An 18,637-nucleotide genomic window follows, 5' to 3' on the forward strand; every position below is an offset into this window, starting at 1 on the left:
TGATAATGGAAGGCTATCCAGGGCATAACTAGCATCACGAAATGCAATGAAAGGAATCTCATGGCGACCCGAGTTCCTCCGGCAGGCGGAAGGCATGTTTGAACCGGCCCAGCTGCGCTCGTTCCTTGCCGTGGCCGAAACGCTGAGCTTTACCAGGGCGGCGGACAGGCTGGGGCTGGCACAGCCCACGGTCAGCCAGCACGTCCGCAAGCTCGAGGCCGCCGCCAAACGAACCCTGATTGCCCGCGACACCCGCGATGTCCGGCTCACGGACAACGGGGACGCGATGGCCGGCTTCGCGCGCACCATCCTCGCTGCCCATGACTCCGCGGCACGCTATTTTTCCGGCTCCGCCATGCGCGGCCGGCTGCGCTTTGGCACGGCGGATGACCTCGCCATTACCGGGCTGCCACGGATCCTGCGGGAGTTCCGGCAGATCTACCCGCAGATCAACCTGGAACTGACGGTCGGGCAAAGCGACCAGCTGTACAAGCGGCTCAACGCCGGCCAACTGGACCTGGTATTCGTCAAATGGGTTGCCGGCGCCAAGGATGGAACCGTGGTCCAGCAGGATTCCTTCTCCTGGGTGGGCCTCGAGCAGACTGTCCTCGATTCCGGGGATCCGGTACCGCTGATCGCCTACCCCGCGCCGAGCCTGAGCCGGAAACTGGCCATCGACGCGCTCGAGGCCACCGGCCGGACCTGGCGCATCACCTGCACCACCCGCCAGATCAGCGGTGTCCTGGCCGCCGTCCGGGCCGGGATCGGCGTCGCCGTGATGCCCTCCTCGCTGGTGCCGGAGGACCTGAAAATCATCACCCGGCGCTTCGACCTGCCGCCCGTCGGCGACGTCGACTTCACCCTGATCCGCAATCCGCTGGCAAACACCGAGGTGATCGACGCCCTGACCCAGACCATTGTTGGCCGCGCCTTCAGCCGCTCGTCCTAGTCCCGCTCCCCGGCGAAATACTCGCTCCACAGCAGGTAGCTACCCGCAACATACTTGCTTCAGCGGGTCTGTCCCCGACCATTGAACCCAAGTGTTACTTGTCCTATCCTGACAGTGTTGAAGGTCAAGCAGAGGCCCCCACAACGATCCGACAAACGAACGTTTATCCTCGTTGTTGCCATGCAGCAAAACCGGCAAACGTTCGGGATAGGCCAGCAATGACGCCAGCCATAAACAACTCCCACACCACCATGCGGCCGCGCCATCCAATGAGCGCCGCCCCGCCGCTGAGTACAGCTGCCCGCCTGGAAGGCCTGCCGCATCCGAGCCTCGGCAGGCTGGATCCGCATGCGGCCCGTACCCGGGGTGACGACGACTTCGTCGGTATCCCCTACTGCGAGCGCTGCGGGACGGATGAGTTCGTCTACCTGGAATCCTTTGTCCCGGCCAAACACCACCGGGACGGTTCCATCAGCAGGCTCGGTGAGGTGACCTACTTCTGTTCAGGCTGTGAGGATTTCTCCGCCCATGCCGTCCCGGCCGCGTGGGTCCCGCCGGGCTGGTACCTCGGGTAGGAGCCATGCCCGCGCCCATGTAACCGCAAACGCCGCCGTCCCCGCACTGTGAGTGCGGGGACGGCGGCGTTGCGTACTCAGGGGTCGCGAACCCGGATTGGCTGCTTAGATCAGGCTGTCCGAGAGGTGGTTCGCGGTGCCGAAGCGGTGGGCGGTGATGCTGACGGCCTGCTCGTGCAGGAACGGCAGCAGTTCAACGCGTCCGGCCTCCGTGACGGGGTGGGAGTAGACGGCCAGGTCGGGGCGGCCGCCCGTGGCGTCGGCCAGCGCCTTCGCGTCGCCGCCGATCAGGCGGATGCGGTGCACGGCCAGGGTGGCAGCCTGGGCAAGCCGGCCCACGGACGCGAGCCACTCGGCGTCGTTCTCCACGGTGGTCTCAATCCCGAGTCCGGACAGCACCGCACGGAGCTGGGCGGGTACTTCGACGGCGCTGGACACCGTGAAGTCCGAGCCCGCCTGGACACCGGCAGCCACGATGCGGATCAGGTCGGCGAGCGGCTGGCCTTCTGACAACCGCACCATGACCGGCAGTGCGCGGTAGCGGAACACGTTGCGTTCCGCACTCAGCCCGGAGACGTCCTTGGCGGTGCCGAACTCCTCGGCCCAGGCCTGGGCGTCCGAGGCCAGGGACCGCTGCAGCGGGCCGAGTTCATCGGCCGGCAGGATGCCCTTGGCCGCGTCCTCGATCCTGCGAACGCCGGAGTGTGCCGGCTTCGTCTCGGCCGTGCTGGCCTTGCTGACCCAGTCGCCGAGGCCTGCGAGGTAGTTCGGGCCACCGGCCTTGGTGCCGGCACCGACGGCAGACTTCTTCCAGCCGCCGAAGGGCTGGCGCTGCACGATGGCGCCGGTGATCCCGCGGTTGACGTAAAGGTTGCCTGCCTGGACGGTGTCCAGCCAGAGGGCAAGTTCGTCGGTGTTCAGCGAGTGCAGGCCGGCGGTCAGGCCGTACTCGATCTGGTTCTGGATCGCGATGGCCTCCTCCAGGGTTTCGGCCGTCATAACACCGAGGACCGGACCGAAGAATTCGGTGAGGTGGAAGTAGGAACCGCGGCGCACACCGTGGCGGACGCCCGGGCTCCACAGCTTGCCGGACTCGTCCAGCTGCTTCGGCTCCACGGCCCAGGCCTCGCCCTCACCGAGGGTGGTCAGGGCGTTGAGGAGCTTGCCGCCGGCAGGCTCGATGATCGGGCCCATCTGGCTGGCCGGGTCCTCAGGGTAGCCGACCTTCAGTGAGGTGACGGCGTCGATCAGTTGGTTGTGGAAGCGCTTGGACTTCGCAACGGAGCCGACCAGGATCACCAGCGAGGCGGCCGAGCACTTCTGGCCGGCGTGGCCGAACGCGGAGTAGGCCACGTCCTTTGCCGCGAGGTCCAGGTCCGCGCTCGGGGTGACGATGATGGCGTTCTTACCGCTGGTTTCGGCCAGCAGCGGCAGGTCCTTGCGGAAGGAGCGGAACAGCTCTGCGGTCTCGTAGCCGCCGGTGAGGATGACGCGGTCCACGGCGGGGTGCGAGATCAGCTGCTGCCCCAGTTCCCGCTCGCCGAGCTGCACCATGGTGAGCACGTCGCGCGGGACACCGGCCTCCCAGAGGGCCTCGATCATCACGGCACCGCTGCGGCGGGCCTGCCTGGCGGGCTTGATCACCACGGCGGATCCTGCGGCGAGCGCCGCCAGGGTGGACCCTGCGGGGATGGCCACGGGGAAGTTCCACGGCGGCGTCACGACAGTCAGCTTCGCCGGAACGAACGTTGCGCCGTCGACGTCGTCGAGCTTGCGGGCCGATTCGGCGTAGTAGTGCGCGAAGTCCACCGCTTCGCTAACCTCGGGATCACCCTGGTCAATCGTCTTGCCGGTCTCGCTCGCCATGACCTCGAGGAGGTCGGCGCGGCGGGCCTCCAGCACGTCGCCGGCGCGGTGCAGGATTTCGGCCCGTTCCGCTCCGGAGAGGGCACCCCAGGCCTTGCCCTTCTCGACCGCGGTGTCGATGACGGCATTCAGGGCCGCCTCGTCATTGATCGTGGCGGCCTCGACGGCGGCGTTGCCCAGGGTGGAGCCCTGGACGCGGCCAAGGATGGCCCGGCCCCAGTCGCGGTTGGCCGGGAGGGACGGATCGGTGTCCGGGGTGTTGCCGAAGGAGTCGCGCGGCATCGGCTCGGCCGGAAGGGAACGGTTCTGCCGGCGGTTCGGGGCCGGAACCTCGTCGTCGAGCTTGGCGAGCGAGGCCAGGAAGCGCTGCTTCTCGCGCTCAAACAGAGTCTCGTTCTCGCTGAGTTCGAACACGGCGGACATGAAGTTGTCCTGGCTGGCGCCCTCTTCGAGGCGGCGGATCAGGTAGGCGATCGCGACGTCGAACTCGGCGGGGTGGACCACCGGGGTGTACAGCAGGAGGGACCCGACGTCCTTCTTGACGGCTTCGGCCTGGCCCTGTGCCATACCGAGCAGCATCTCGAACTCGATGCCGGATTCAACGCCGCGCTGCTTGGCCAGGAGCCAGGCGAAGGCGATGTCGAAGAGGTTGTGGCCGGCGACGCCGATCCGGATGTTGTTGATCCGGTCCGGGTGCAGCGAGTAGTTGATGACGCGCTTGTAGTTGGTGTCCGAGTCCTGCTTGGTGCCCCAGGTGGCCAGCGGCCAGTCATGCAGGGAGGCCTCCACCTGTTCCATCGGCAGGTTGGCGCCCTTGACCACGCGGACCTTGATGGCCGCACCGCCGTCGGCACGCCGTGCGGCGGCCCAGTCCTGCAGGCGGATCATGGCGGAGAGAGCGTCGGGGAGGTAGGCCTGGAGGACAATGCCGGCCTCGAGGTTCTTGAACTCGGGCTTGTCCAGGATCCGGGTGAAGACCGCGATGGTCATGTCCAGGTCCTTGTATTCCTCCATGTCCAGGTTGATGAACTTGGCTTTGCGGCCCCCTGTGGCGAAGGCGGCGGCACGGGTGAAGAGCGGGGTGAGCTTCTCCACGACGTGCTCCACGGCTTCGTCGAAGGCCCAGGCGGAGTGCGGGGCGACGGTGGAGGACACCTTGATCGAGACGTAGTCCACGTCCGGACGGGAGAGCAGGGTGTGGGTTCCCTCAAGCCGGCGGGAGGCCTCGTGCTCGCCCAGGACTGCCTCGCCCAGGAGGTTGACGTTCAGCTTGATGCCGTCCTTGCGGATCTTCGCGATGGCCGGGCCGAGCTTGGCGTCCGTCGCGTCAACAATGAGGTGGCCGACCATTTCCCGGAGCACCCGGCGGGCAACCGGGATGACCACCTGCGGCAGGACCGGGGCCATGGTGCCGCCGAGGCGGACGGCGCTGCGCATGTACCAGGGCAGGAACGCCGGAACCTTGGGGGCCAGGGCGGCGAGGTTGCGGGCCGCGACCTGCAGGTCCTCGGGACGCACGACGCCGTCAACGAAACCGACCGTGAAGTCAAGGCCGTTGGGGTCCTTAAGAACCCCGGCGAGCTGCTGGGCCGAGGCGTCGACGGGCACCTTGGCGGCCTCGGTGAGCCAGTGGCGGACCAGGGCGGTGGTTTCCTCGGCGAGGGCTGCCGCCTCAAGCACGGGGGAGCCTTCAGACACGGCGGCGTGCGTGGCCTCGTTGCCCGCGTCCGCGCCGGCGTTCAGGCCGGATTCCGTTGAGGTGTTGGTCATGGTGGCACTCGTTCTTTCTCAAAATGTGGACCGTTCTTGATTTAGTATGCGACCGGATTTCCATAAGATAAAGCGATGTTTTCTGAGCAATACTGGTTAGTAGAACCGAACGTTTCGCAACGGCCCGGTGCCGGCGCTCCGCGGGGGTACCGGCCCCCTTCCACGCCGTCCGTACAGACGCAAAGGACCCCCTTCCGCGCACGCGGGAGGGGGTCCTTCAGGGGAAGCGCTGTTAGCCGATGTGGCGGTGCATTTCCACGACTTCCTGGTGCCGCGGGCTGTCCGGATTCATCAGCGAGTGCTTGCGGCCGTATCCGAAGTAGATCACCAGGCCAATCACCAGCCAGACGCCGAAGCGGACCCACGTCTCCCAGTGCAGCTGCACCATAAGGAAGGCCGAGGCGAGCATGCCGAAGAGGGGAACCACCGGCATAAACGGCAGCCGAAAGGTGCGCGGGGCGTCGGGCTTCTTGTAGCGGAAGATGATGACGGAGAGGCACACGACGACGAAGGCGGCCAGGATGCCGATGTTGGTCAGGTCAGCGACGGCCTTGATCGGGAAGACGCCGGCCAGCAGCGCCGAGGCCACTCCCGCGATCCAGGTGACACGCTGCGGGGTGCCGTTGCGGTCGGTCTTGGCAAACCAGCCCGGAAGCAGCCCGTCGCGGCTCATGGAGAACCAGACACGGGTGACACCGAGCAGGAAGGTCAGCATCACGGTCAGGATGGACAGGACGGCGAAGACGGATATGATCGTTGCGATCACCGGCAGCCCCACCCCGTTGAAGGCGGAGGCGAAGCCGGCCTTGGGGTCGATGTCCTTGTAGTTCTGCATCCCGGTCAGCACCAGGGTCGCGGCAACATACAGGAGCATGGCGACGATCAGCGAGAGGATGATGGCCTTGGGCATGTGCTTCTTGCCGTCCGTAGCCTCTTCGGCCGCTGTGCTCATTGCGTCATAGCCGAACACGGCGAAGAAGACGGTGGCGGAGCCAGCCAGAACGGGCCCGAAGCCGCTGGGCATAAACGGGTTGTAGTTGTTGGTGTTGATGTAGAAGATGCCCAGCCCGATGATGAAAAGGATCAGGACAACCTTGATCGCGACGGCCACCAGTTCGAAGCGGCCGAAAGTCTTGGTGCCGCGGGACAGGATCCAGGTCACGAGCAGGCATACGGCAATGGCCGGAATATTGATCACGCCGCCCTTGCCCTCATCCACGGTGGAGGTCATCCAGACCGGCATGTGGATGCCGATGCCGGACAGGAACGCGTCGAAGTATCCGGAAATGCCGATTGCCACCACCGCCACGATGGCAATGTATTCGAGCAAGAGGTCCCAGCCGATGAACCAGCCGATCACCTCTCCCAGCGCCACATATCCATAGGTATAGGCAGAACCGGCCCGCGGGATCATTCCCGCGAACTCGGCGTAGGACAGCGCGGCCGCTGCCGAGGCCAGTCCGGCGATCAGGAACGAGAACAGCACCGCCGGGCCGACCCCGGGCTCACCCTCGCTGCCGTGGGCCACCAGCCCCGCGAGCGAGAAGATGCCGACGCCAATAATGCCGCCGACGCCAATGGCCGTCAGCTGCCATAGCCCGAGGCTCTTGAACAGGCCGCTGTGCTTGTTTTCTTCTTCAATATCGTCGATGGGCTTGCGCCGCATGATCGATCTGGTCAGTTCTCTGGTGCTCATCAGGGTCTCCTGCTCGGGGGTGGCGCCCATCAATCCGCCCTGTGATGGGGGTTACTCAGTGAGAACAGTATGCAAGCCCGGTTGCATTAGATAAAGTGAATTCTCCTAATCAATAACCATTAGAATTCACAAAGGAATATCGATGCTCGACGTCCGGCGGTTGCGCCTTTTACGCGAACTCAAAATCCGCGGCACGCTCGCCGAAGTCGCCGAAGCGCTGCAGTACAGCCCGTCGTCGGTCTCCCAACAGTTGGCCCTCCTGGAAAAGGAAGCGGGCGTGGACCTCCTGCGTAAAACCGGCCGTCGCGTGCAGCTGACGCCGCAGGCGGAGGTGCTGGTTGCGCACACCACGCAGCTGCTCGAAACCCTCGAGCAGGCCGAGGCGGATCTCGCGGCTTCACTCACCACAGTGACCGGAACGGTGCGGATCGCTGTTTTCCAGTCCGCGGCCCTGGCCCTGATGCCCGATGCCCTGACCCGGATGGCCGCCAGCTACCCGGAAGTCCGGATCGAGATGATCCAGCGGGAACCCGAGACGGCCCTCCACGAAACATGGGCGCGGGACTTTGACCTTGTTATCGCGGAGCAGTACCCGGGGCACGCGGCGCCGCGCTACGCCGAACTGGACCGGGTGCGCCTCACCGGGGATGCGATCCGGCTGGCCGTGCCGCCCGAAGCACCGGGCCGGCCGGCCATCACGTCCCTCGCCGACACCGCAGCACTGTCCTGGGTCATGGAACCGCGGGGCGCGGCGTCCCGGCACTGGGCGGAGCAGGCCTGCCGCACTGCCGGCTTCGAGCCGGACGTGCGTTTCGAGACCGCCGACTTGCAGGCCCAGATCCGGCTCATCGAATCGGGGAACGCTGTGGCGCTGATGCCGGACCTGGTGTGGACCGGCCGGGGAACCACGGCCCAGCTGATCGACCTCCCGGGCAACCCCCGCCGCACAGTCTTCACGTCCGTGCGGCGCTCCAGCGCCAAGCGCCCGGCCATCCTCGCGGCCCGCGAAATTCTCGCCGAAACCGCGGCGTCCATCGCTCCGCCGGCCTGACGGTGCCGCGGCCATTGGGTCCGGCGGTGTTTCCTGGCTCACAGCGCGCCGCACGTCCCGGCGCTAGAATGGTGACGTTATGAATCGAACAATGTTCAAGTCCAAAATCCACCGCGCCACGGTCACCCACGCGGACCTCCACTATGTCGGCTCGGTCACCGTGGACCTGGACCTGCTGGAGGCGGCCGACATCCTCCCCGGTGAGCTCGTCGCGATCGTCGACGTCACCAACGGCGCCCGGCTCGAGACGTACACCATCGCCGGCGAGCGCGGTTCCGGCGTCATCGGCATCAACGGCGCCGCGGCGCACCTGATGCACGAAAACGACATCGTCATCCTGATCACCTACGCGGAGATGACCTCCGAAGAAGCGAAGTCCTACGTCCCCAAGGTGGTCCACGTGGACAAGGACAACAAGATCGCCCAGATCGGCAACGATCCCGCGGAGGGCCACACCGCCGGCCTTCTGCGCCCGCCGCACGCGCTGAACAACGCCACGCTGAACTAAGGCCGGCGCCGGCCGCCCTCATTCCGGGCGTCGGACCTGGACGGTTCGTGACGCGGTGCCGCCCCGGCGTCGCGGTTCCCGGGACAAATCTGATTATTGTGGACAGGTGCCCACCCCTTTGATTCCGCCCGCGCCGTCCAGGACAGTCGCGTGCTAGGAGTCCTCGCCGGTTTCTTCGTCGTCTGGTTCATCATCCTGGTGGGCATGTTCGTCGGCAGGCGCAACATCCTGGGCGAGAACGCCCGCAACGTCCTGAGTGCGCTGACGTTCTTCGTAGCGAGCCCGGCGCTGCTTTTTGAAACCCTCAGCAAGGCCAAACTGCACGACGTTTTCGCCGCACCGCTGCTGGTGACGGCCGTAGGCGCAGTGGCAACGGCGGCTATCTACTTCGGCATCGTGCGGTTCCTGCTCAACCGCCCGGTCCCGGAAGCCCTGGTGTCCTCCATGAGCGCTTCCCTGGCCAATTCGGCCAACCTGGGCATCCCGATCGCCGTGTTCGTCCTCGGGGACGCCAGTTACGTGGCCCCGCTGCTGATCTTTCAGCTTGCCTTCTTCACGCCGCTGTTCCTGATGTTCCTTGACGCCACCACCAGCTCGCACCGGACCACCCCGCTGAGCTTCGCCCTGATGATTCTTCGCAACCCCATGATTGTCGGTTCCGGGCTCGGCCTCCTGGTGGCCGGGACCGGCTGGGAGGTTCCTGCTTTGGTGTTGCAGCCGATCCACCTGATCGGGGGCGCCGCGATTCCTGCCATGCTGCTGGCGTTCGGCATGAGCCTGAACGGGTCACGGCCGCTGCAGGCGGACACGGGCCGGAGGATTGACACCCTGCTGGCCAGCGGCTTCAAGCTCATCCTGCACCCCACGCTGGCCTACCTCTTCGCCCGGTTCGCCCTCGGCCTGCAGGACCAGGCGCTCTTCGCCGTTGTGGTCACCTCGGCGCTGCCCACGGCACAGAACGTTTTTGTCGCGGCTAACCGGTACAGGACAGGCCTCACCGTGGCCAAAGATACGGTGCTGATCACCACCGTGGTGGCCGTCCCCGCCATGATCGGCGTGGCCTTGCTGCTCGCCTGAGGACCGCCGGTAGGCTGGCAACGGCCAAAACCGGGCCGCAGGACAAGCAACGGGGGATGAAGTGCGCAGGATTGGTACGCGACAGGGCGGCGGCCGCCGGCCGGGAGCCGTCGACTGGTTCACCTGCGGGATCGCCGCCGTCCTGCTGGCCTCGACCAGCGCCTGCGCCGGCGTCTCTGCGCCGGCCGCCCAGGCCGGCAGCGCCGCGGCCACAATGCCGTCCGCGCCCACCACTTCCGTGCCGGCGGCGAGCAAAGCGACGCCGGCGGCCCCGGCACCGTCCGCCACTCCCGGCCCCGTCTCCAAAGCTGCCGTGGCCAAAGCCCAGCCCAAGCAACCGGCGTTTGCTGCCACCGCCCTCAAAGTGCTGGCAACCATCCCGGTCAAAGGCCGGGCACCCAAGACCGGATATGCCCGGGACCAATTCGGCCAGGCCTGGTCCGACGTCGACCGCAACGGCTGCGACACCCGCAACGACATCCTGCGCCGCGACCTCACCGCGGAAGTCCTCAAGCCCGGAACGCACGGCTGCGTGGTGCTCTCCGGCGTGCTGAAGGATCCGTACACCGCCACGTCCATTCCCTTCCAGCGCGGCGCCCGCACCAGCAGCGCGGTCCAGATCGACCACGTCGTGGCGCTCAGCGACGCGTGGCAGAAGGGGGCGCAGCGGCTCAGTCCGGCACGGCGGCTCGCTTTCGCCAATGATCCGCTGAACCTGCTGGCCGTCGACGGGCCGGCAAATATGCAAAAGAGCGACGGCGACGCCGCCACCTGGCTTCCGGCCAACAAGTCGTACCGCTGCGCCTACGTGGCGCGCCAGATTTCGGTCAAGGCCAGTTACGCACTCTGGGTCACCCGGGCCGAGCACGATGCCATGGCCCGGATCCTGGCGGACTGCTCGGCCGCCGTCGCCCCCGCCGCCCAGCTCCCGGCCGCACCGGCCCCGGCGGCGGCACCCGCACCGGCCCCCGCACCAGCGCCGGTCCTTAAGGCCCCCGCTCCGGCCCCGGCCCCGGCGGCTGCGGTACCGGCGCCCGCCCCGGCGGTATACTACGCCAACTGCTCCGCGGCCCGGGCCGCCGGTGCCGCGCCGATCCGTGCCGGGCAGCCCGGGTACAGCCGCAAACTGGACCGCGACGGCGACGGAGTGGGCTGCGAGTAGCGGCACGGCGTGACCCGGCCGGCGGCTCAGCCGGGGGCCAGTGCCACGGAGATGCTGTAGGGCGGCAACGTGATGGTGGCGTGCCTGTCCGCGCCGATGGTGATGCTGACCGGCGGGTCGTTGGGTTCAGGATGGCCGCCGTTGCCCCTGCCGCGGGAGGGATTCCACTGGTATTGCGCCGCCGAATACTGGTCTAGTTCCAGATTCCCTTTCAGCGGCCGGCTGTCCCCGCCGTCGTGCTGCATCAGGCGGACGGTGAAGGCACGCTTGGGGTCCTTGTTAAACAGCAGCACGCCGAGCCTGCCGTCCGGACGGCGGACCGAGTAGGCGGTGACCAGCGCCTGGCCCTTCGCATTCCGGACATCACTGGTGGTGCTGTACATGGTGTGGCGGCCGGTACCGGCCTCCAGCCAGTGCTCGTTGACCAACCGGGCGGCCTGGAAGGCGGCTACCGGGCGGATCTTCCATTCGTCATAGAACTGGAACAGCATCAGGTTGCCCCGGGTGTCGCACTTCTCCCCGACCTCGTCCTGGACCACCCAGTTCGGCTCGATCCCGTAGAAGTAGCTGCTTTCGCCGCCCATCGCCAGGAACATGGCGGCGGTTTCGGCATTGACCATGGCCCCGGGCAATTCGAGTTCCACCGCCCCCACAAAGGACGAGTAGCCATACTCGGTGATGACCTTGGGGATCCCGGCGGGCAGGCCGGCGTCGTGCTGGCGCTTGAGAAGCTGCGCAAGCAGGTCCGGGTTCTGGGGCAGCGTCGCGGCAGGGTCCGCGCACACGTCATCGAACGGGTACCACTCGAAGGAGAAGAAGTTAAAGTCCTGCATGGCCCCGCGGTGGCGGAGGTAGGACACAAAGCGGCCGGTCCAGGACCGGACGCCGTGCCCGTCGGGCCAATGCACCCAGTCGGGCAGCGTGGTCTGGTACCCCGGGCCGCCGAACTCCAGCGACGGATTCACGGCTTTCATGGCGGCCGCCATCTGCACATACAGGGCGCCGTAGTGCTCCGGCTGGGCCAGTTGGCCGTCCGGCTCCTCGCCGACCTCGATCCGCCTGACCGGGTAGCCGCCCCTGCTGAGGTAAGTGGCCAGGGCTGCAGCGTCCTCGGGGGTCCCGTACAGCGCCGGAACGGGCACCATCAAGGGCTCCCCCCGGGTGATGCCGCTGGCGAAAAGCCGCTCGAAACTGGCGTGCTCGTAGTTCTTGTCGAGGTCCTCTGCGCGGTGCCAGGGATCGGTCGAGGATGTCCACATCACCGTTTGGCGGCGCGACTCGCGGTGCCGGACGTTGTCGATGAAGGACCCGCCCTGCTGCCGGCCAATGTAGAGTTCGCGGACGGCGACGCCGAGCCGGTCGCGGATATCGCGGGATCCGGCGGGGGCGGTGCCTGAACCCTGCAGAAGCAGGATGCGGAGGTACTGGACGTTGACGGGCCGGTCAGCGACCCGGACCGTCTGGGTCCCTCCGGTCCCCCGGTGGGCTGCCTGCGGAAAGTCCCGCCAGGTGCCTTGGTCGACGGGGAACCGCGCGTCAGTGCCGGTCCAGTACTGCACCTTGAACGACGCGGCGTACGGCGTCCCCCAGTCGAAGCGGACCATATCCACGGGCAGTGCCTGCGGGAACTCCGTCATGATCCACTGCGGATTCAGCCCGGCCGGTTCCCCGGTGTAATGCGGATCCAGATAGGGGTTGCTTTTCCAGAAGGTCGCGTCGTCCCCGTCGTTGAGCCGGGAGTGCCCGTTGTCCTTGCCCTGGTCGATCGTGTTTCCGCGCCTCGGGAGGCGGTAGCCATAGGAGACGCCGTAGTCCCCCGCAGGCTCCGACGAGGACGTCCAGTAACCCTGCTCCCGGTCCGGCTGGCTCCAGGTCCCCCGTGGGTTCCAATGCCACGCCTTGACCCCCAGCTCGGTGCGCAGCCGGTAACTCAGCGGACCGAATCCGGCCGACTTCATGGCCTCGACGTTCCGGGCAGACCAGACACGGTCAATTTCGTGTTCTTCCAGCCCGTCCGCCCCCGCGCCCATGGCGCGGTAGCCGTCGAAGGTGTTGACGGGCTTGTCCAGCTCGATGCTGATGGTCCCGTCGGCGGCCGGCAGCGGACCCGGCTCAGCGCCGCGCAGCACCACGGTGGATCCCAGCCAGATGCCCAGCGCCGCGAGGATGGCCACGAAGACCGTGATGAGGCGCCGGGAGGGGCGGAATTTTTTGCGCTCAGGGTTTGATGCCATGAGTTCCTAGGGCCGGTGAAATCTGTTTGCTGGCCAGCGGGAGCGTGGTGGGCAGCCCCGGATCACAGGCGGTGCGCCACCGGCCGCCGGCACAGCGATGACTGCCGGCGATCATCTTTCAGTGTGGCGGGCGGCCCCGGAAATATCTACGGGCCGAAGGCACTGTCGCCAGCCGCCGCCCAGGCGCCCCCACCCGGCGCCCGTCGACGTCGTCCTCGACGTCATACTTCGGCATCCCGGTGCAAGAATGTTCCTTTTTGCCTCTTGACGTTCCTTATTGTGCGATTATGATAGATAATCATGTGAGCTGCTTCACACCACCCGCGCTGTTTCAAAGGAGAAATCATGACCATGCACGAAGACGCGTTGCGCCAAGCCTCCGCCCAGGGCGGGTGGGACCGGCGGACGCTGCTGAAGACATTCGGCGCCGGCGCCATCGCCATGGCCGGGGTACCCTTCCTGGCCGCGTGCACAGGCGGCAGCGGCCCCGCAGCGAGCGGCGGCAGCAAGACCGTCACGTTCGGATCGGGTTCATCGGACGAGGTGCCCAAGGCCGCCTACAAGGCCGTCACCGATGCCTTCACCAAGAAGTCCGGCGTCGCTGTCACCACGAACGTGGTGCCGCACAACGACTTCCAGAACAAAATCAACACCTACCTTCAGGGCAGCCCGGACGACACCTTCACGTGGTTCGCCGGCTACCGGATGCAGTACTACGCCGGAAAGGGCCTGCTGGCGCCGATCGACGACGTCTGGGAAAAGATCGGCGGCAACTACTCCGACGCCATGAAGAAGGCCTCCACCGGAGCCGACGGCAAGATGTACTTCGTCCCGAACTACAACTACCCGTGGGGCTTCTTCTACCGGAAGAGCCTCTGGACGGAAAAGGGCTACGAGGTCCCCACCACGTTCGACCAGCTTGTGGCCCTCGCCAAGAAGATGAAGGCTGACGGCCTCATCCCGATCGAATTCGCCGACAAGGACGGCTGGCCGGCCATGGGCACGTTCGATTACCTGAACATGCGCCTGAACGGCTACCAGTTCCATATGGACCTCACGGCGCACAAGGAATCGTGGGACCAGAAGAAGGTCAGCGACGTCTTCGACACCTGGAAGCAGCTGCTCCCGTTCCAGAACCCCAACGCCCTGGGCATGACCTGGCAGGACTCGGCCAAGAACCTCGGTTCGAAGAAGTCGGGCATGTACCTCCTCGGCTCCTTCCTCACCCAGCAGTACACGGACAAGACCGTCGCCGCAGACATCGACTTCTTCCCGTTCCCCGAGGTGGCGGTGGAGGGCCGGGACGCCGTCGAAGCCCCCATCGACGGACTCCTGCTGTCCAAGAAGGGCGGCCAGAACCAGTCCGCCAAGGATTTCCTGGCCTACCTCGGCACCCCGGAGGGGCAGAATGTCTACGCCTCCGTCGACAGCTCGAACATCGCCGCCGCGAAGGGCGCCGATACGTCCAAGTTCTCGCCCTTGAGCAAGAAGATGGCCGATGTCATCTCCAACGCCAAGAGCATCAGCCAGTTCTTCGACCGGGACGCGCTTCCGGCCATGGCCAACAACGTCATGATCCCGGCGCTGCAGTCCTTCATCAAGGACGGCAACGTGGACGTCAAGAACCTGGAAGCCCAGGCCAAGTCGCTCTACGCCGCCCAGTAGTGGCCGTTCGGGCCACCACCATCCGGCACTAAGGAATAAGTTCTCGTGAGTACACCAACCGATACGAGCCCCGTCGGGGCGCGGCGCAAAGCCGCTGCCCCGACGGGGCGGGTCCGCCGGCTTTCAGGCCGCGATAAATGGGTCCTGGCCTTTATGGTGGGCCTGCCCACCCTGATCCAACTGGTCCTGGTCTGGATCCCAACACTGCTGTCGGCTGCCCTGTCCTTCACCCGGTGGAATGGCCTGAGCCTCGACGACATCAAGCCGGCGGGCCTGAGCAACTACGACTTCATCGCCCAGAACTACCCGCCGTTCTGGCCCGCCGTGCAGCACAACGTGCTCTGGCTGGTGTTCCTGGCTGTGATCGCGACGCCGCTGGGCCTGCTGCTGGCGATCCTGCTGGACCAGAACATCCGCGGCAGCAAGATCTACCAGAGCATCTTCTTCACCCCGGTGATGCTTTCGCTGGCACTCATCGGCGTCATCTGGCAGTTGTTCTACAACCGCGACAGCGGGCTGCTGAACTTCCTGCTCGGCACCGCGGGCACACCCCAGGCCGTCGACTGGTTCGGCGATTCCAGCGTGAACATCTGGGCCGCCCTCATCGCCGCGACCTGGCGGCACGCGGGCTACGTCATGATCCTCTATTTGGCCGGCCTCAAGGGCGTCGATCCCACCCTCCGCGAAGCTGCGCAGATCGACGGCGCCAACGCCGTCCAGACCTTTTTCCGGGTCATTTTCCCGGCCATGCGGCCGGTCAACGTCATCATCATCGTCATCACCGTGATCGAATCCCTCCGGGCTTTCGACATTGTTTACGTGATCAACCGCGGCACCAACGGCCTGGAACTCATCAGCGCCCTGGTCATCCAAAACCTGGTCGGCGAGGGTCAGGTGATCGGCGTCGGATCGGCGCTGGCCGTCATCCTCCTTGTCATCTCCCTGGTTCCCATCACCTTCTACCTGTCCAGGGCCTTCGGAAAGGACAAAGAGGCATGAGCATCGCACAGCCCACCGATGCACCGGCCGCGGGCAACACCATCGCCGGGCGCAGCGCCCGTGCGGCGTCCCGCCAGCAGGCCGGCGCCAAGCGCGGAAAACGCCACTACGGCATCCACATTTTCCTGATCGTGCTCGCAGTGATGTGGCTCATCCCCCTGGTCTGGACCATCTTCACCGCGCTGCGGCCCAAGGCGGACACGGACAAGTACGGCTACTTCAGCTTCGAAGGCTCCTTCAACTTCGACAACTTCAGCCAGGCCTGGACCCAGGGCGGCTTCGCCCAGTACGCCTGGAACTCGGCGCTGATCACCATCCCGTCCGTCCTGCTGGTGCTGTTCTTCGCCTCGATGATGGCGTTCGCCGTCAGCCGGGTCAGCTGGAAATTCAACGTCACGCTCCTGATTATGTTCACGGCCGGAAACCTGCTTCCCCCGCAGGTCCTCGCCGCGCCCCTGTTCGAGATGTTCAAGCTGCTGCCGCTTCCCTACAGCGTCAGCGACTCGGGGAGCCTGCTCAACACCTACATCAGCGTGATCGCCGTGGACACCGCGTTCCAGATCGGCTTCGTGACCTTCGTCCTCTCGAACTACATGAAGGCCCTCTCCCCCGAGCTCACCGAGGCTGCGCTGGTTGACGGGGCCGGGATCTGGCGCCAGTACTGGGACATCATCCTGCCCCTCTGCCGTCCCGCCCTGGCCGCCATGGGAACACTCGAAGTCATCTTCATCTACAACGACTTCTTCTGGCCGCTGCTCTTCCTGCAGAGCGGGGACCGCCTCCCCCTCACCACGGCCGTCAACAACCTCCAGGGCCAGTTCCTTTCCAACTACAACCTCATCGCGGCCGGCGCCATGATCACGGCCATCCCGGCCCTGGTGATCTACCTCCTGCTCCAGCGACACTTCGTGGCCGGCCTGACCCTCGGCTCCAGCAAAGGATAATTGTGGACAACAGCACCAAGCAGACCGACGCCGCCATGGACTACATCACCGCCCGCCTCGGCTCGGAAGGCTCCCCCATGCTCGCCTTCGGCGGGGACTACAACCCCGAGCAGTGGCCCGAGGAAACGTGGGAGGAAGATGTCCGGCTGATGCGGGAGGCCGGCGTCAACCTGGTCAGCGTGGGCATCTTCAGCTGGTCGCTGCTGGAACCGTCCGAGGGCGTCTACGAGTTCGGCTGGCTGGACCGGGTCCTGGACCTGCTGCACGCCAACGGCATCCGGGTGGACCTGGCGAACGCCACCGCATCGCCGCCGCCGTGGTTCAGCCACAAATACCCGGAATCACTGCCGGTCACTGCCGACGGCGTCCGCCACAGCTACGGTTCGCGGCAGGCCTTCGCGGCTTCCAGCCCCGACTACCGCCGGGCGGCCGCCGCGCTGACCGAGCAGATCGCCGTCCGCTACAAGGACCACCCCGCCGTCGTGATGTGGCACGTCCATAACGAATACGGCTGCCACAACCAGCCGGACTTCTCCGACGGCGCCGCTGCGGGTTTCCGGCGCTGGCTCGAGGCCCGCTACGGCAGCCTCGACGCGCTCAATGCCGCCTGGGGCACCGCCTTCTGGTCGCAGCGCTACTCGGCCTGGGAGGAGATCCTGCCGCCGCGGACCTCCGGGACCTGGGTGAACCCCACCCAGCAGCTGGACTTCGCCCGCTACTCCTCCGATGAGTTGCTCGAATGCTACAAGGCCGAGGCCGCCATCCTCCGCTCGCACTCGGGCCACCCGGTCACCACCAACTTTATGGGCTTCAACATGGGCCTGCACCAGCCGGTGGACTACTGGCGCTGGTCCGAGGAAATGGATGTGGTGTCCAACGACCACTACCTGATTGCCGAGGACCCGCGGAACTACCAGGAGCTGGCCGCCACCGCGGACCTCACCCGCGGCTGGGCCAACGGCAAGCCGTGGCTGCTGATGGAGCACTCCACCTCCGCCGTCAACTGGCAGCCCCGCAACATCGCCAAGGCGCCCGGCGAGATGCTCCGCAATTCCATGCAGCACGTGGCCCGCGGGGCCGACGGCGCGCTGTTCTTCCAGTGGCGGGCCTCCCGGGCCGGCGCCGAGAAGTTCCACTCCGGGCTGCTGCCGCACGCCGGCACCGACACCAAGGTCTGGCGTGAAGTGGTCCAGCTCGGGCAGGCGCTGCGCAGCCTGGCCGAGATCGCCGGGTCCGTGGCGACCGGCGCCTCCGGCCAAGTGGACGTCGCCATCCTGCACGACACCGACGCCCGGTGGGCCTCGGAACTGGACTCGCACCCCAGCGTGGACGCTTCCAACATCGCCGAAACCCGCCGCTGGCACGACGCCTTCTACCGCGCCGGCATCCCCACGGACTTCCGGCAGGGCACCGACGACCTCTCCGGCTACCGCCTGGTGGTCGCCCCGATGCAGTACCTGGTCAGCGATGCCGGGGCCGCGAACCTGGACGCTTACGTCCGCGCCGGCGGCCACCTGATAGTGACGTACTTCTCAGGTATCGTGGACGAAAATGACCACATCAGGCTTGGCAGCTACCCCGGCGCGTTCAGCGCACTGCTCGGCGTCCGGATGGAAGAGTTCTTCCCGCTCCGGGAAGGCGAGAATGTCCGGCTCACCGGTTACGGCGCCGGCACCTGCTGGAACGAGCTCGGGCAGGCCACCACCGCCGAGGTCCTCGCCGCCGTGGACGAGGGACCGGCCGCCGGTTCCCCCGCCGTGACCCGCAACTCTGCCGGAAGCGGCCGCGCCTACTACGTCGCGACCTCGCTCGCGCCGGAGGGGCTGGGCGAGTTGCTCAGCACCGTCTGCGCGGACGCAGGGGTGGAACCACTCGTTCCGGACCTGCCGGAGAACGTCGAGGTGGCCCGGCGCAGCAAGGACGGGACCGACTGGACGTTCTGCATCAACCACGGGAGCGCCGACGTCCGGCTCCCGCTGGCCGGCGTCGACGTGCTCACCGGCACCGAGCTCGACGGCGGTCTCGGCCTCGCGGCCGGAGCAGTCGCCGTCGTCCGCTCAGCGGCCGCCGGGCTCGCCGGCACGGCCGCAGCCCACTCACACCAGCCAAGCCTGCCAACCCCCTCAAACCTGTAAGGACCC

Annotated in this window: 13 protein-coding genes; 10 read left to right on the forward strand and 3 right to left on the reverse strand. The window is 66.5% G+C overall.

All coding sequences use genetic code 11. The features are described 5' to 3' along the window. Positions 1-94: 94 nt before the first annotated feature. The gene (locus AC1DHY_RS05110) at positions 95-949 is read left to right on the forward strand and encodes a LysR substrate-binding domain-containing protein (protein WP_476878267.1); all 855 of its coding nucleotides are present in this window, start codon (positions 95-97) and stop codon (positions 947-949) included. A gap of 218 nt (positions 950-1,167) precedes the next feature. Beyond that, the gene (locus tag AC1DHY_RS05115) at positions 1,168-1,524 is read left to right on the forward strand and encodes a hypothetical protein (protein ID WP_476878266.1); all 357 of its coding nucleotides are present in this window, start codon (positions 1,168-1,170) and stop codon (positions 1,522-1,524) included. Positions 1,525-1,629: 105 nt separating this feature from the next. Here AC1DHY_RS05115 and AC1DHY_RS05120 read toward each other — a convergent pair whose 3' ends face one another. Both AC1DHY_RS05120 and AC1DHY_RS05125 read right to left on the reverse strand, forming a co-directional pair. Continuing rightward, positions 1,630-5,160: a bifunctional proline dehydrogenase/L-glutamate gamma-semialdehyde dehydrogenase gene (locus AC1DHY_RS05120; RefSeq protein ID WP_476878265.1), complete on the reverse strand. Its 3,531-nt coding sequence runs from the start codon at positions 5,158-5,160 to the stop codon at positions 1,630-1,632. Positions 5,161-5,392: 232 nt separating this feature from the next. Then, positions 5,393-6,856, reverse strand: a complete 1,464-nt coding sequence (locus AC1DHY_RS05125; protein ID WP_476878264.1) for an amino acid permease — start codon at positions 6,854-6,856, stop codon at positions 5,393-5,395. Between the two features lie 142 nt (positions 6,857-6,998). On the opposite strand from AC1DHY_RS05125, the gene AC1DHY_RS05130 reads away from it, so the two are divergent. The 4 genes from AC1DHY_RS05130 (at position 6,999) to AC1DHY_RS05145 (ending at position 10,654) form a co-directional block, all read left to right on the forward strand. Next, the gene (locus AC1DHY_RS05130; RefSeq protein ID WP_476878263.1) at positions 6,999-7,907 is read left to right on the forward strand and encodes a LysR substrate-binding domain-containing protein; all 909 of its coding nucleotides are present in this window, start codon (positions 6,999-7,001) and stop codon (positions 7,905-7,907) included. A 79-nt stretch (positions 7,908-7,986) separates the two neighbouring features. Beyond that, on the forward strand, positions 7,987-8,415 hold the full coding sequence (gene panD / locus AC1DHY_RS05135) for an aspartate 1-decarboxylase (RefSeq protein ID WP_476878262.1): 429 nt from the start codon (positions 7,987-7,989) through the stop codon (positions 8,413-8,415). 150 nt (positions 8,416-8,565) lie between these two features. Next, the gene (locus AC1DHY_RS05140; protein WP_476878261.1) at positions 8,566-9,492 is read left to right on the forward strand and encodes an AEC family transporter; all 927 of its coding nucleotides are present in this window, start codon (positions 8,566-8,568) and stop codon (positions 9,490-9,492) included. A gap of 61 nt (positions 9,493-9,553) precedes the next feature. Then, on the forward strand, positions 9,554-10,654 hold the full coding sequence (locus AC1DHY_RS05145) for a GmrSD restriction endonuclease domain-containing protein (RefSeq protein ID WP_476903245.1): 1,101 nt from the start codon (positions 9,554-9,556) through the stop codon (positions 10,652-10,654). A gap of 26 nt (positions 10,655-10,680) precedes the next feature. Here the strand turns inward: AC1DHY_RS05145 and AC1DHY_RS05150 are convergent, their stop codons facing one another. Then, on the reverse strand, positions 10,681-12,888 hold the full coding sequence (locus AC1DHY_RS05150; RefSeq protein ID WP_476878259.1) for a discoidin domain-containing protein: 2,208 nt from the start codon (positions 12,886-12,888) through the stop codon (positions 10,681-10,683). A 345-nt stretch (positions 12,889-13,233) separates the two neighbouring features. Between AC1DHY_RS05150 and AC1DHY_RS05155 the strand changes: the two genes are divergently transcribed. The 4 genes from AC1DHY_RS05155 to AC1DHY_RS05170 are packed head-to-tail and all read left to right on the forward strand — an operon-like array spanning position 13,234 to position 18,631. Further along, positions 13,234-14,553 carry an ABC transporter substrate-binding protein gene (locus AC1DHY_RS05155; RefSeq protein WP_476903246.1) on the forward strand — a complete coding sequence of 440 codons (1,320 nt, stop codon included), beginning with the start codon at positions 13,234-13,236 and terminating at the stop codon, positions 14,551-14,553. A 45-nt stretch (positions 14,554-14,598) separates the two neighbouring features. After that, complete coding sequence (locus AC1DHY_RS05160) at positions 14,599-15,552, forward strand: carbohydrate ABC transporter permease (protein ID WP_476903247.1); 954 nt, start codon at positions 14,599-14,601, stop codon at positions 15,550-15,552. Further along, entirely contained in the window at positions 15,549-16,496 is a 948-nt protein-coding gene (locus AC1DHY_RS05165) for a carbohydrate ABC transporter permease (protein ID WP_476903248.1), read from the forward strand. Before AC1DHY_RS05160 ends, AC1DHY_RS05165 begins: the two co-directional genes overlap by 4 nt. 35 nt (positions 16,497-16,531) lie before the next feature. Then, entirely contained in the window at positions 16,532-18,631 is a 2,100-nt protein-coding gene (locus AC1DHY_RS05170) for a beta-galactosidase (RefSeq protein ID WP_476879824.1), read from the forward strand. The last annotated feature ends 6 nt before the right edge of the window (positions 18,632-18,637 follow it).

This window comes from Arthrobacter sp. 05L44 (genome assembly GCF_056397605.1).

Coding starts and splice junctions, on each gene's coding strand:
- AC1DHY_RS05110 (WP_476878267.1), top strand. CDS start 95: ATGTTTGAACCGGCCCAGCTGCGCTCGTTCCTTGCCGTGGCCGAAACG.
- AC1DHY_RS05115 (WP_476878266.1), top strand. CDS start 1,168: ATGACGCCAGCCATAAACAACTCCCACACCACCATGCGGCCGCGCCAT.
- AC1DHY_RS05120 (WP_476878265.1), bottom strand. CDS start 5,160: ATGACCAACACCTCAACGGAATCCGGCCTGAACGCCGGCGCGGACGCG.
- AC1DHY_RS05125 (WP_476878264.1), bottom strand. CDS start 6,856: ATGAGCACCAGAGAACTGACCAGATCGATCATGCGGCGCAAGCCCATC.
- AC1DHY_RS05130 (WP_476878263.1), top strand. CDS start 6,999: ATGCTCGACGTCCGGCGGTTGCGCCTTTTACGCGAACTCAAAATCCGC.
- panD (WP_476878262.1), top strand. CDS start 7,987: ATGAATCGAACAATGTTCAAGTCCAAAATCCACCGCGCCACGGTCACC.
- AC1DHY_RS05150 (WP_476878259.1), bottom strand. CDS start 12,888: ATGGCATCAAACCCTGAGCGCAAAAAATTCCGCCCCTCCCGGCGCCTC.
- AC1DHY_RS05155 (WP_476903246.1), top strand. CDS start 13,234: ATGACCATGCACGAAGACGCGTTGCGCCAAGCCTCCGCCCAGGGCGGG.
- AC1DHY_RS05165 (WP_476903248.1), top strand. CDS start 15,549: ATGAGCATCGCACAGCCCACCGATGCACCGGCCGCGGGCAACACCATC.
- AC1DHY_RS05170 (WP_476879824.1), top strand. CDS start 16,532: ATGGACTACATCACCGCCCGCCTCGGCTCGGAAGGCTCCCCCATGCTC.